Source organism: Streptomyces violens (genome assembly GCF_000717745.1).
Classification (GTDB): domain Bacteria; phylum Actinomycetota; class Actinomycetes; order Streptomycetales; family Streptomycetaceae; genus Streptomyces; species Streptomyces violens.
This window is the reverse complement of the sequence record NZ_JOBH01000010.1, coordinates 497,123-511,000: the sequence shown is the minus strand read 5'-3', so window position 1 is coordinate 511,000 and position 13,878 is coordinate 497,123. Positions and strand designations below refer to the sequence as shown.

Below are 13,878 nucleotides of genomic sequence, written 5' to 3'. Positions count from 1 at the left end.
TTCCCCGGCCCGCGGCGGGCCGCGCCGCGCACTGCTGAAGGACGGTCCCCAGCAGCTGAGAAAATACGGGTCGCGCGGCGTCGTACGGCTGCCGTGAGAGCGACCCGGCGGATGACCAATGCCGTACAGACCAAGGTAGTCGCGAGCGCGAAAACAATCCCCAGCCTGTGGATAACTTCAGCGGCCATCACTCCGCCCGCCCCTCCGCCGTACGGACGATGCGGCCCGTCCAGAGCACCCCGGCCCACTCCAGCAGCCCGCCGACCGCCAGGCAGGCCCAGCCGACCGGCGTGTGCAGGAGCACGTGGAGCGGGTCCGCTCCCAGCGCGCTGCCCATCAGCAGTCCGAATACCGGAAGGAGGGCAAGCATCAGGGCCGTCGTGCGGGAGCCCGCCAACTGCGCTTGCAGGTCCGCCTGTTGGTGTCGCTGCGCCCGGAGGCCCGCTGTGACGCGCTCGATGCCCACAGCGAGGCCGACACCGCCCTCCACGGCGACCTGCCAGCACGCGGCCACGCCCGTCAGCCCCTCCGCACCCGGCAGCCGCGCCGCCTCACGCAGCGCACCCGGCACGTCCCCGCCGAACCGCGCCGCAGCCAGCACCGCGTCCCCCGCACTGCCCCATCCGGCCGGCCCCGCCCGGCCCTCCGCGCCGGCCAGCACCAGGGCCTGCCCCGGTTGGCAGCCCGCACGCAGCTCGGCGGCGACCGCCGCGCAGAACGCGATCACGTCGTCGCGCCGACGGTCCCGTTCCCGTTGCGCGGCGCGGCCGGTCAGCCGACGGTGCGCGACCGGCACGGCCAGCGCCCCGAGGGCCACCGGCAGCCACGACTGGCCCAGGAGCCCCAGGACGGCCCCAATGGGCAGGCACCACAGGGCATGTCCCAACCGCGCCGACCGAGCGGCCGCCCACGTCCGGCACCTGCGGACCGCTCGCTCGCCGTCCGCCCAACGCCGCCCGGCACCCTGTCGCCGTACGGCATGTCCAGGGCCGGCGGTCTCACCGCCTGCCAGCAGCAGCCGCGCGCGCCGCAAGGAGTTGTCCCGGCCGCCGGCCGTCCACAGTCCGGCCCCCGCGCACAGCAACGCCGCGCACACCGGCGTCATCGCGTCCGCCGCCACCTCCCCGCTCATGGCATGTCCCCGTTCACGTCGTCTCCCCCGTTCATGGCGCTCCCCCGGTCGCAGAGGGCGGCCAGGCGGGCCCAGCCCTCGGCCCGTCGGAAGCCGGTCGGATGCCAGACCGCGGCCGGTGTGGTGGTGACCAGGCCCGAGGGGGCGCGGTCGAGGACGTGGATCTCGGCGATGCGCCGGTGGCCCGAGCGATCCCGTACGAGGTGCAGTACGACCGAGAGCGCGGCGGCCAACTGGCTGTGCAGGGCAGCGCGGTCCAGCCCGGCGGTCGAGCCGAGCGCTTCCAGCCGGGCCGGGACGTCGGCAGCGGCGTTCGCGTGCACGGTGCCGCAGCCTCCTTCGTGGCCCGTATTGAGCGCGGCCAGCAGCTCCGTCACCTCGGGGCCGCGCACCTCACCCACCACCAGCCGGTCCGGGCGCATGCGCAGCGCCTGGCGCACCAGGTCCCGCAGCGTGACCAGGCCGACGCCCTCCTGGTTCGCCGGGCGGGTCTCCAGTCGTACGACGTGCGGGTGGTCGGGCCGCAGCTCCGCGGAGTCCTCGGCCAGGACCATCCGCTCGTCCCGCCCCACCAGGCCCAGCAGAGCACTCAGCAGCGTGGTCTTACCGCTGCCCGTGCCGCCGCTGACCAGGAAGGACAGCCGAGCGGCCAGGACCGACCGCAGCAGCCGGTCGCCGCCCGGTGGCACCGTGCCCGCCGCGACGAGTTCTTCCAGCGTGAACGCCTTCGGGCGCAGCACCCGCAGCGAGAGGCAGGTCGAGCCGACCGCCACGGGTGGGAGTACGGCGTGCAGGCGGGTCCCGTCGGGCAGCCGCGCGTCCACCCACGGGTGCGCGTCGTCCAGGCGCCGCCCGGCCACCGCTGCCAGGCGCTGAGCGAGTCTGCGGACAGCCGCGGCATCGGGGAAGCTCACATCCGTGCGCCGCAGGCCGCCACCGCGGTCGACCCAGACCTCATCGGGCGCGGTGACCAGTACGTCCGTCACCTCGGGCGCGGCGAGCAGCGGTTCCAAGGGGCCGCTGCCGACCATTTCCGAACGCAGCGCGGTCACCACGCCCAGCACCTCGGCATCGCCGAGCAGCCGCCCCTCCTCGCGCAGCGCCACGGCCACTCGGGCGGGCGTCGGCTCGGCACCGTCCCGGGCGAGTCTCTGGCGTACGGCCTCCAGAAGCCTGTCCCCCGAGCCACCGCTTGTCCCGGTCCCCAGGCCGGGAGCGCGCGCCCCGTGTTCAGCGCGGGACGACTCCGCCCCGCCGACCGGATTCGCCGGCCCGGACCCGCCCTTCACTCCCGGAAGGCCATGTAGGCCACGCGCTTCGATGAGGGCCGTGGGCCGGACCGACCCCCCGCTCCCGCCACCCGCGTCCCGCCGGACCTCCTTCCGCACTCCACCGAACCCGTTCACGAGACGACCCCCTCGCCGTCCTCCGACCGGGACTGTGCAGCCCCCGCCGCACCCGCGGCGCCCTCCGCTCCGACCAGCACCCGCCCCCAGAACTCCGTACAGAACCGGGCCAGTGGTTCCCTCGCGTGCGCGCCCGGTGGGGCGCCGCGGGCGAGGGAGTCCACGAGGTGGGGGTCCCAGGGCACGGTGCCGACCAGGGGCAGGGAGAGCAGCCGGGCCGGCTCGGTCTCCGGCAGGCCGGGGCCCGGCGTTTCACGTACCACCACGCGCAGATCGCGCAGGGCCGCCCGGGCAGGAACCGCGATGCGCCGGGCCGCCACCGTCGCGCGCAGTTCGGCCGGGACCAGCAGCAGTCCGACGTCGATCTGGGAGAGCGCTTCGGACACGGCTTCGTCGAGATGGCGCGGCAGGTCGACCACCACGACACCGCCGCGTCTGCGGGCCGCCGACATCACCGCACGCATGGCCGGCGGCGGGATCGTGACCGAGTCCCCGCGGTCCCAGCTCAGGACACGCAGCGAGTGGAGCTGCGGCAGGGACTCGGCCAAAGCGCCGCCGCCGACCCGGCCGCGGGACTCGGCGAAGGCGGGCCAGCGCAGCCCCTTCTCCCGCTCGCCGCCGAGCAGCACGTCGAGGCCGCCACCCAGCGGGTCGGCGTCGATCAGTATCGTCCGGTAGCCCTGTCGCGCGGCGGTCACCGCCAGGGCGCAGGCGAGGGTGCTCGCGCCGGCGCCGCCCCGGCCGCCGAGCACGCCCACCGTGAGCGCCGGCCGCCGGTCGCCCTCCACCGCGTCCGCGATCCGGTCGACCAGCCAGCTCTCACCGTCCGGCAGTCCCAGAACGCGCTCGGCGCCGATCTCGACGGCCTGCTGCAATACGCGGGCGTCCTGCGTGTCCCGTCCGATGAGGACCACGCCCGCCCGGCGTCCGGTGCCCCACAGCCGGTGGACGCAGTCCTCCCCGACGATCACCAAGGGCGCCGTCTCCCAGCCCGCGGCCCGGGCGCTGCCGCCGTGCGCCACGGCCGGCACCGTGCCCGCCGCCGCGCAGAGTCTGAGGAGATCGTCGAGGAGGCTTTCGTCCTCCGTGACGATCAACGGTCCGGGCTCTTGCGGGCCCCGGTCCAAACGATCCAAATCGTTGCTTCCGACCACGTTCCGTCCCCCTGTCGCTACGCAACTCGCACATCCGCGAACTTCGCGGACTTTCACGGTGCAGCGATCCGGAAAATCTCGTGGATCTTGGTCGAAAACTGTGGACAACTACTGAGGCTGTGAATATCCCCGTCACCTATACCAGCGACTATGGAAAACTTCCTGAGAGCAGTCTTCTGATTACGGTAAGTTACGAAGGATGGGCGCGACGGCGCGCGGCGACCGATCGCCGAAGGAAGATCAGGAAGCAGTCCCCGGGGACCAAAAACGGGTCCGGACATGCGACGACCCCCGCCGGGGGGGAGAGCGGGGGTCGTCTCCACGGCCGACTCGGGGGGGGAGGAGCCGGGCCGGGTTAGCACGGTCGCGAACGATCCGTGACTTCCATGGTGTACCCGAGAGCCTTCTCAGGCAAACCCACGCGCCACACCTTACGCCGAATGGTGCCCCCCTATGCTCGCCTTGTGGAAAACCGAAGCTCGCTTCCTTCAGCACCGCACTCAGCGCCTCGGGCGGCCGCGTTCTTCGACCTGGACAAGACAGTCATTGCTAAGTCGAGCACGCTGACCTTCAGCAAGTCGTTCTACCGAGGTGGCCTGATCAATCGACGGGCCGCACTGCGCACCGCGTACACCCAGTTCGTCTTCTTGGCGGGTGGCGCGGACCACGACCAGATGGAGCGGATGCGGGAGTACCTCTCCGCGCTCTGCCGCGGGTGGGACGTGGCGCAGGTGCGGGAGATCGTCGCCGAGACCCTCCACGACCTGATCGACCCGCTCATTTACGACGAGGCGGCGTCCCTCATCGAGGAGCACCACACCGCGGGCCGCGACGTCGTCATCGTCTCCACCTCGGGAGCCGAGGTGGTCGAGCCCATCGGTGAGCTGCTCGGCGCAGACCGGGTGGTGGCCACGCGCATGGTCGTCGGCGAGGACGGCCGCTTCACGGGAGAGATCGAGTACTACGCCTACGGCCCCACCAAGGCCGAGGCGATCCGGGAACTCGCCGCTTCCGAGGGGTACGACCTCGCGCGCTGCTACGCGTACAGCGACTCGGCGACCGATGTCCCGATGCTGGAGACCGTCGGCCATCCGCACGCGGTCAACCCCGACCGGGCGCTGCGCCGGGAGGCCGCGGCCCGCGGCTGGCCGACGCTGACCTTCAACCGACCGGTGCGCCTGAAGCAGCGGATCCCGTCGCTCGCCATGCCGCCACGGCCTGCGCTGGTCGCCGTCGCGGTGGGCGCGGCCGCCGCCACCGCGGGCCTGGTCTGGTACGCCAGTCGGCGGCGCGGCACGCCGGCGCGCGCCCTCTCCGCCTGAGGCGAGTCCCCACGCGCGCCCCTCAGCCGGAGCCGGGCCCCTTCAGGCGCCCGAATCACCCCCGTTTGAAGGCAAAAGTAAAGATGTGCGGCGAGGGGTTCCGCTTACCGGACAGCAGGAGTACAAAGGAATTAACGGCCCGCGAGACCAAGGATTCTCCGAGAGGAGCACCTTCAACGCAGGTAGGCCCCACGGACCGAAGCATGAACGTCGGGCACCCACGCGACGCCGACCCGTCGATTACGGGCCAGCCGCATCAGGTAAGGACAAAGTCTCCGACCTGTCGGCAACTATCGTGCACGCATTGGTAACCCGGCGGGAGTGCAATGCGGCGGTACCGAGCAGGACCAGGTACCGCCGCAACCCTTGTCCGGGCCCCTGAGGGCCCGCGAGCCGCCCGAAGGCGTACTACGCGGCGCCCCGCTGGAGCGCCTCGCAGACCGCCATGCTCTCGCGTGCGCCCAGCTCGACCGCGCGCCCGCAGTGGGCGATCCAGGCCGCCATGCCCTCCGGGGTGCCGGAGACGTAGTTCCCCAGGGCCGCGACGTACGCCGCCCGGCCCAGCTCCGCGTGGCCGACCTCCGACGGGGAGATCGACTTCGGGTCGAGACCGCTGCCGACCAGGACGATACGTTCCGCCGTGCGCGCCACCAGACCGTTGCAGGACCCGAAGGGCCGCAGCGCGAGCAGTTCACCGTGCACCACCGCGGCCGTGACCAGCGCCGGCGCCTTGGTGCCGGACAGCAGCAGGCGGGTCAGCCCGTCCAGCCGGCCGGCCACCTCCTCGGCGTCCGGGAGCGGCAGTTCGATCAGCGGCTCGTCCACCGGCTCGCCCGCCAGCCGGGGCCGGCCCACGCTCTCATCGGGTGCGTCGCCGCCCGCCGCAACCAGGTGCAGCCGGGCCAGCACCCGAAGCGGCGACTGCCGCCACACACTGAGGAGCTGACCCGCCTCGGCCGACAGCCGCAGGGCCGCGCCCACGGTGCGCTCCTCGCCGTCGCCACTGAAGTCCGTGCGCCTGCGCACCTCTTCCAGCGCCCAGTCGGCGCCGGACAGCGCCGCCGAGCCGCGCGCGCTGCGCAGCGCCGCCTCCGCGGTGACCTCGTTGCTGCGGCGCCGCATGATCCGGTGCCCGTAGACCCGGTCGATGCTCTTGCGTACGGAGTCCACGCTGTCGGCGACTCCGGGGAGCGAGGCGAGGGTCGCGAGCGGGTCGGCTGTCGTACTCATGGGGACGACCCTACGCACCACAAGGGCACACCCCTCGTTGGAGTGGTCTTCTTCACGTAAACCCCTCACGTAAGGCGATTCAGCAATTACGCTTCGTGAACATGAAGATCGCTTTCGTGGGCAAGGGCGGCAGTGGCAAGACCACTCTGTCCTCGCTGTTCATCCGTCACCTCGCCGCCACTGCCACGCCCGTGATCGCGGTGGACGCCGACATCAACCAGCATCTGGGGGCCGCGCTCGGCCTGGACGAGGCCCAGGCCGCCGCGCTCCCCGCGATGGGCGCCCATCTCCCGCTCATCAAGGACTACTTGCGCGGCGACAACCCGCGCATCACGTCCGCCGACACGATGATCAAGACGACACCTCCGGGCGCGGGCTCGCGGCTGCTGCGGGTCGTCGAGGACAACCCGGTGTACGCCGCCTGTGCACGGGACGTGCGCCTCGACGACAGCACGGTCCGGCTGATGGCCACCGGGCCGTTCACCGAGTCCGACCTCGGCGTGGCCTGCTACCACTCCAAGGTGGGCGCCGTGGAGCTGTGCCTGAACCACCTCGTGGACGGCCGCCAGGAGTACGTGGTCGTCGACATGACGGCCGGCTCGGACTCGTTCGCCTCCGGGATGTTCACCCGCTTCGACCTGACCTTCCTGGTGGCCGAGCCGACCCGTAAGGGCGTCGCCGTGTACCGCCAGTACAAGGAGTACGCGCGCGACTTCGGAGTCGAGCTGAAGGTCGTCGGGAACAAGGTGCAGGGGCCGGACGACCTCGCCTTCCTTCGGGAGCAGGTGGGTGACGACCTCCTGGTGACGGTCGGCCACTCGGACTGGGTGCGCGCCATGGAGAAGGGCAGGCCCGCGCCCTTCGTGGAGCTGGAGAGCGCCAACCACGAGGCGCTGCGCACGCTGCACACCACTGCCGACGCCGCGTACGAAGGGCGCGACTGGGAGCGCTACACCCGGCAGATGGTGCACTTCCACCTGAAGAACGCCGAGAGCTGGGGCAACGGCAAGACCGGGGCCGACCTCACGTCCCAGGTGGACCCCGGATTCGTACTCTCCGAGGGCCTGGCAACGACCGCACCGCAGCCCGCCTGACGGCCGTGCGGCGGCCCGCACCAGGCCCCTGTCGGCCGGTGCGCCCTCACAGGGGCCGGGCCCGCGGTCCGATACCGCGCCCGGCCCTGCGGTAAACGCACGTGGAACGACCGCTTCCTCATTCACCTTTTGGGCGGAACCACCAGCCCATTTGCCCGTTCTGGCTTCTTTGCGACCGAGTGCGACATTACGATTCCTTTACCGAATCTGAAGAGTCACCGGACCGTCACCCACCGCGACGAACCCCGGCCGGCTCAGCCCCCGCAGTACACCGCCGCCCACGACCGCGCCCCGTAGCGCGGCCGCGTCGCCCCGGAGGAGACGGGAATGCCGCAGCCTTACGCACCCGAGCCGGCCATGCCGGGGTCCCAGGACCCCCAGCAGAACCACGACCGACAGCAGCCCGCCGGAAAACCGTCCGGGCCCTTCCGCCACCTCTCCCCGGGAGCCTGGCGCCGCGACCTGGGCGCCTCCTTCGTCATCTTCCTGATCGCCATCCCCCTCTCGCTCGGCATCGCGCTGGCCACGGGTGCGCCGCCGCAGGCCGGGCTCATCGCCGCGGCCGTCGGCGGCCTCGTCGCCGGTCTGCTCGGCGGCGCCCCGCTCCAGGTCAGCGGCGCCGCGACCGGACTGCTCATCGTCACCGCCGACCTCGTGCAGCGGTACGGCTGGCCGGCGACCTGCGCCATCACGGTGCTGGCCGGACTGGCCCAGCTCGCCCTGGGCGCGCTCCGGGTGGCCCGCGCGGCCCTCGCCATCAGCCCGGCGATCGTCCACGGCATGCTCGCCGGCATCGGCGTGACCATCGCGCTCGGTCAGCTGCACGTGGTGCTCGGCGGCGGCGCACACAGTTCGTCGCTCACCAACATCGCTGAGCTGCCGGGCCAGTTGGCGGGCCTGCACGGCGCTTCGGTACTGATCGCCGCGGTCACCGTCGCCGTACTGGCCGGCTGGCCGCGGCTGCCCGGGCGCGTGGGTCACGCGCTGCGCAGGATCCCCTCGCCGCTGCCCGCGGTCGCCGTGGCCACCGCCCTGAGCGCGGGCTTCACGGTGCCCCGGGTCGAGCTGCCCTCGTGGCACGTGCCGACGCTGCCCACGCTCCCGGACACGCCCCTGCTGGGCCTGATCGCCGCCGTCCTGACGGTCACGCTCGTGGCGAGCATGGAGTCGTTGCTGTCGGCCGTGGCGGTGGACAAGCTGGCCACCGAACAGCCCGGCCCCGGCCCCGCCCCCACCCACCTGGACCGCGAGCTGACCGGCCAGGGGGCGTCGAACGTCGTCTCCGGGCTGCTGGGCGGCCTGCCGATCGCCGGCGGCGCGATGCGCGGCTCGGCGAACGTGAAGGCCGGCGCGACGGGGCGCGCGTCGACGGTGCTGCACGGCGTCTGGGTGGTGCTGTGCTCCGGGCTGTTCGCCGGCGCGCTGGAGCTGATCCCGTTGGCCGCGCTCGCCGCCCTGGTGATGCTCGTCGGCGTACGGATGGTGAGCTTCGCGCACATCCGGCACGTCCAGCGGCACCGCGAATTCCCGGTCTACGCCATCACGCTGGGCGGTGTGGTGGTCTTCGGAGTGCTGCAGGGGGTGGGACTGGGCATCGCCGTCGCCGTCTTCCTGGCGCTGCGCCGGCTCACCCACACCCGCGTCTCCGTCATCGAGGACGACGGCCGGCACCGGGTGCGCGTCAGCGGCCAGTTGACGTTCCTGGCCGTGCCGCGGCTGACCCGTGCGCTCGCCCAGGTGCCCCCGACGGCCCCTGCGGTGATCGAGCTGTACGGCTCGTTCATGGATCACGCTGCCTTCGAAGCGCTGCAGTCCTGGACGAGCGCGCACCGGGCGCGCGGCGGCGAGGTCACCCTGGGCGGGCGCGGCGGCAGGCCGATCGGGGAGCCGGCCGGCACGCACGCCTGCCGCCCCTGGACCCCGTGGCGCAACCACCACTGCACGAAGACCGCGCGGCCCACTGGTCCAGCCGAGGGGCAGCTCCTGGGTGGCGGCCAGCTGCTCGGCGGGATCAGCGCGTTCCAGCGGCATACCGCACCACTGGTCCGCGAGGAGCTGGCGCGGCTCGCCCGGGAGGGCCAGCGCCCCACCAACCTCTTCCTGACCTGCGCCGATTCCCGCCTCGTCACGAGCATGATCACGTCGAGCGGCCCGGGCGACCTCTTCACGGTGCGCAACATCGGCAATCTGATGCCGCCGCCGGGCACGGAGGCCGCCTGCGACTCCGTGGGCGCCGCCATCGAGTACGCCGTCGAGGTACTGAAGGTCGGCTCGATCACCGTGTGCGGGCATTCGGGCTGTGGCGCGATGCAGGCCCTCCTCGGCTCGGACCGCCACGAGCCCGGCGCGCGGACCCCGCTCGCACGCTGGCTGCGCCACGGCCGCCCCAGCCTGGACCGGATGGCACGGCCCGAAGGCGCGGACGTCAGCCTGGCCGACCGGCCGGTCGCCGACGACCTGGAGCGCCTGGCGCTCGTCAACGTCATGCAGCAACTCGATCACCTGATGACGCATCAATGCGTGGCCCGCCGGGTGGCCGAGGGCTCGCTGTCGCTGCACGGCATGTACTTCCACGTCGGCGAGGCGCAGGCGTACGTACTGGAGCAGGGGTCGGGCCGCTTCTCGGCCGTACGGCCCGAAGCCACGCCGGCCGCCCCGGTCACGGCGTAGTGCGGCACGGAGCGACTCGCGGACGCGTCTGTGACCTGCGGCGACGCCCCCGTCGGTCAACTCCCGTACCGAAGTCGCCCGGAAGGTTGATGATCATGTAAAGGTCTACACCAATTTTTATCAACAGCCCTTGTCAGGCGGGCCATCGGCTGATGAGCTATGGCCGGGACAACCGGACGCCCTGAGACTGGGAGATGCCGTGAGCAACGAAAGCCTGGCCAACCTGATGAAGGAGGAGCGGCGGTTCGCACCGCCCGCCGATCTGGCCGCCGACGCCAATGTCAAGGCGGTGGCGTACGAGCAGGCCGGGGCGGACCGGCTGGGCTTCTGGGCCGAGCAGGCGAAGCGTCTGACCTGGGACACCGAGCCCACCCAGACGCTGGACTGGTCCAACGCGCCGTTCGCGAAGTGGTTCGCCGACGGCAAGCTCAACGTCGCGTACAACTGCGTCGACCGGCATGTGGAGAACGGCCTGGGCGACCGGGTGGCCATCCACTTCGAGGGCGAGCCCGGCGACACCCGGGCCATCACCTACGCCGAGCTGCAGCGCGAGGTCTCCAAGGCGGCCAACGCACTGACCGCGCTGGGCGTCGAGGCCGGCGACCGCGTCGCGATCTACCTGCCGATGATCCCGGAGACGGTCATCGCCATGCTGGCGTGCGCCCGGCTGGGCGCGCCGCATTCGGTGGTCTTCGGCGGCTTCTCCGCAGACGCGCTGGCCACGCGCATCAAGGACGCGGACGCCCGCGTCGTGATCACCGCCGACGGCGGTTACCGCCGCGGCAAGCCCTCCGCGCTCAAGCCCGCCGTCGACGAGGCGCTCACCAAGCCCGGCACGGAGAACGTCCGCAGCGTCCTCGTGGTCCGCCGCACCGGCCAGGACACCGCCTGGATGGAGGGCCGCGACGTCTGGTGGCACGAGCTCGTCGACCAGCAGAGCGACCAGCACACCCCGCAGGCGTTCGACGCCGAGCACCCGCTGTTCATCCTGTACACCTCGGGCACGACCGGTAAGCCCAAGGGCATCCTGCACACCACGGGCGGCTACCTCACCCAGGTCTCCTACACCCACCACGCGGTCTTCGACCTCAAGCCGGAGACCGACGTCTACTGGTGCACCGCCGACGTCGGCTGGGTGACCGGCCACTCGTACATCACCTACGGCCCGCTTTCGAACGGCGCGACCGAGGTGCTCTACGAGGGCACGCCCGACACCCCGCACCAGGGCCGTTGGTGGGAGATCGTCCAGAAGTACGGCGTGACGATCCTCTACACGGCGCCGACCGCGATCCGCGCCAGCATGAAGTGGGGCGACGACATCCCCGCCAAGTTCGACCTGTCGAGCCTGCGCGTGCTGGGCTCGGTCGGCGAGCCGATCAACCCCGAGGCGTGGATCTGGTACCGCAAGCACATCGGCGGCGACCGGACGCCCGTCGTGGACACCTGGTGGCAGACCGAGACCGGCGGCATCATGCTCAGCCCGCTGCCGGGCGTCACGACAGCCAAGCCGGGCTCCGCGCAGGTCCCGCTGCCGGGCATCGCGGCGACCGTCGTCGACGACGACGCGAACGAGGTGCCGGACGGCGCCGGCGGCTATCTCGTCCTGACCGAGCCCTGGCCGTCCATGCTGCGCACCATCTGGGGCGATGACCAGCGCTACCTCGACACGTACTGGTCCCGCTTCGAGGGCAAGTACTTCGCGGGCGACGGCGCGAAGAAGGACGACGACGGCGACATCTGGCTGCTGGGCCGGGTGGACGACGTCATGCTCGTCTCCGGCCACAACATCTCCACCACCGAGGTCGAGTCCGCGCTGGTCTCGCACCCGAAGGTGGCCGAGGCGGCCGTCGTGGGCGCCACCGACCCGCAGACCACCCAGGCCATCTGCGCCTTCGTGATCCTGCGCGGCGGCGTCGAGCAGGACGAGGCGCTGGTGAACGAACTGCGGGCGCATGTCGCCCAGAGCCTGGGCCCGATCGCCAAGCCCAAGCGCATCCTGCCGGTCGCGGAGCTGCCCAAGACCCGCTCCGGCAAGATCATGCGCCGGCTGCTGCGCGACGTCGCGGAGAACCGTGACCTGGGCGACGTCTCGACCCTGACCGACTCCTCGGTCATGGAGCTGATCCAGACCCAGCTGCCGAGCGCGCCGAGCGAGGACTGAGCGGTACGCATCACTGAGGGGCGCCCCGCCGTGCACCGGCGGGGCGCCCCTCTGCCGTGCGCGGGCCGGGCCGAAGCCGGGCGCGAGCCGAGCCGCCGCGCGCCGAGGGCCGCGCCGGCACGCCGCCATCCGCCCCATATGCCCGTAACGTGAAGATCGCTGGATCGTTCCTGCGCCGTCCGGGTAGAGTGAAGAACGCGTCAAGAAACACGCGAAATACCGAGGGTGCGCCGGGAAGTCTGGTCGGCAACTGCAACAGCCATGCTCAGCTGCCGCCGCCCCGGAGGTCCCCGCGTGAACTCGCCCGCTCCCCGCCGTTCCGTCTTCCTCGCGCGGATGTCCCTGCCCGAGCGGAACTACCTCGCGGACCTGCTCCGTACGGAGACCGTGGGCGGTGTCCTGCTGCTGGTGGCCGCGGTGGTCGCGCTCCTCTGGGCCAACACCCCGCTCGGCGACAGCTACGAGGCGGTACGCGGCTTCCACCTCGGCCCGGCCTCCCTCGGCCTGGACCTCTCGATACAGCACTGGGCGGCCGACGGCCTGCTGGCGGTCTTCTTCTTCGTGGCCGGTATCGAGCTCAAGCGCGAGCTGGTCGCGGGCGAGCTGCGCGACCCCAAGGCCGCGGCGCTGCCGGTCGTCGCCGCGCTGTGCGGCATGGTGATGCCCGCGGTCGTCTACACCGTCGTCAACACCACGGGCGGCGGCTCACTGGCCGGCTGGGCCGTTCCGACCGCGACGGACATCGCCTTCGCGCTGGCCGTCCTGGCCGTCATCGGTACGTCCCTGCCGTCCTCGCTGCGCGCCTTTCTGCTGACCCTGGCCGTCGTCGACGACCTGTTCGCGATCCTGATCATCGCCATCTTCTTCACCTCGTCGATCAACTTCTGGGCGCTCGGCGGCGCGGCACTCGGGCTGGCGGTCTTCTACGTACTGCTGCGCAAGGGCGTCCGGGGCTGGTACGTGTACGTACCGCTCGCGCTGGTCATCTGGGGCCTGATGTACAACAGCGGCGTGCACGCGACCATCGCGGGCGTCGCGATGGGGCTCATGCTCCGCTGCCACCGGCGCGAGGGAGAGCCGCACTCCCCCGGCGAGCACATCGAGCACCTCGTGCGCCCCCTGTCGGCCGGTCTCGCCGTACCGCTTTTCGCCCTCTTCTCGGCCGGTGTGTCCGTCTCGGGCGGCGCGCTGCACGACGTCTTCACCAAGCCGGAGACGCTCGGCGTGGTCCTCGGCCTGGTCCTCGGCAAAGCGGTCGGGATCTTCGGCGGTACCTGGCTGACCACCCGCCTGACCAGGGCTTCCCTCAACCCGGAGCTCAAGTGGCCGGACGTGTTCGCGGTGTCGGCGCTGGCCGGCATCGGCTTCACGGTCTCGCTGCTCATCGGCGAGCTGGCGTTCTCCTCGGACCCGGTGCTCACCGACGAGATCAAGGCCGCCGTGCTGACCGGCTCGCTGATAGCGGCCGTACTGGCCACGGTGCTGCTGAAGATCCGTAACGCCAAGTACCGGCGGCTGTACGAGGAGGAGAACCGGGACGAGGACCTCGACGGCATCCCGGACATCTACGAAGAGGGCACCCCGGCGTACCACCTCCGGATGGCCGCCCTCCTCGAAGCGAAGGCGGCCGAACACCGACGACGGGCCGAGGTGGCCGCCGCCCCCGACTCCGGGCAGGATGGTCCGGCATGATCTGAGGGGTAATCACC

At 71.9% G+C, this 13,878-nt stretch carries 9 protein-coding genes; 5 read left to right on the top strand and 4 right to left on the bottom strand.

What is annotated here, in order from left to right; translation table 11 throughout:
• Positions 1 to 187: 187 nt before the first annotated feature.
• The 3 genes from IF04_RS0121480 to ssd form a co-directional block, all read right to left on the bottom strand.
• On the bottom strand, positions 188 to 1,132 hold the full coding sequence (locus IF04_RS0121480; protein ID WP_030260156.1) for a type II secretion system F family protein: 945 nt from the start codon (positions 1,130 to 1,132) through the stop codon (positions 188 to 190).
• Entirely contained in the window at positions 1,129 to 2,340 is a 1,212-nt protein-coding gene (locus IF04_RS0121475; protein WP_051831450.1) for a TadA family conjugal transfer-associated ATPase, read from the bottom strand. The genes IF04_RS0121480 and IF04_RS0121475 overlap by 4 nt, the downstream gene beginning before the upstream one ends.
• 194 nt (positions 2,341 to 2,534) lie before the next feature.
• Positions 2,535 to 3,632, bottom strand: a complete 1,098-nt coding sequence (gene ssd, locus IF04_RS0121470) for a septum site-determining protein Ssd (RefSeq protein WP_078600616.1) — start codon at positions 3,630 to 3,632, stop codon at positions 2,535 to 2,537.
• 500 nt (positions 3,633 to 4,132) lie between these two features.
• On the opposite strand from ssd, the gene IF04_RS0121465 reads away from it, so the two are divergent.
• Complete coding sequence (locus IF04_RS0121465; RefSeq protein WP_051831420.1) at positions 4,133 to 5,014, top strand: HAD-IB family hydrolase; 882 nt, start codon at positions 4,133 to 4,135, stop codon at positions 5,012 to 5,014.
• A 408-nt stretch (positions 5,015 to 5,422) separates the two neighbouring features.
• Here IF04_RS0121465 and IF04_RS0121460 read toward each other — a convergent pair whose 3' ends face one another.
• On the bottom strand, positions 5,423 to 6,244 hold the full coding sequence (locus IF04_RS0121460; protein ID WP_030260145.1) for a Fic family protein: 822 nt from the start codon (positions 6,242 to 6,244) through the stop codon (positions 5,423 to 5,425).
• Between the two features lie 101 nt (positions 6,245 to 6,345).
• Between IF04_RS0121460 and IF04_RS0121455 the strand changes: the two genes are divergently transcribed.
• The 4 genes from IF04_RS0121455 to nhaA all read left to right on the top strand — a co-directional run bounded on the left by IF04_RS0121455 (position 6,346) and on the right by nhaA (position 13,861).
• The gene (locus tag IF04_RS0121455) at positions 6,346 to 7,338 is read left to right on the top strand and encodes an ATP-binding protein (protein ID WP_030260141.1); all 993 of its coding nucleotides are present in this window, start codon (positions 6,346 to 6,348) and stop codon (positions 7,336 to 7,338) included.
• A gap of 327 nt (positions 7,339 to 7,665) precedes the next feature.
• Positions 7,666 to 10,008 carry a SulP family inorganic anion transporter gene (locus tag IF04_RS0121450; protein WP_245654454.1) on the top strand — a complete coding sequence of 781 codons (2,343 nt, stop codon included), beginning with the start codon at positions 7,666 to 7,668 and terminating at the stop codon, positions 10,006 to 10,008.
• A gap of 199 nt (positions 10,009 to 10,207) precedes the next feature.
• Positions 10,208 to 12,169: an acetate--CoA ligase gene (gene acs / locus IF04_RS0121445; protein ID WP_030260135.1), complete on the top strand. Its 1,962-nt coding sequence runs from the start codon at positions 10,208 to 10,210 to the stop codon at positions 12,167 to 12,169.
• Positions 12,170 to 12,430: 261 nt separating this feature from the next.
• Entirely contained in the window at positions 12,431 to 13,861 is a 1,431-nt protein-coding gene (gene nhaA / locus IF04_RS0121440; protein WP_051831419.1) for a Na+/H+ antiporter NhaA, read from the top strand.
• The last annotated feature ends 17 nt before the right edge of the window (positions 13,862 to 13,878 follow it).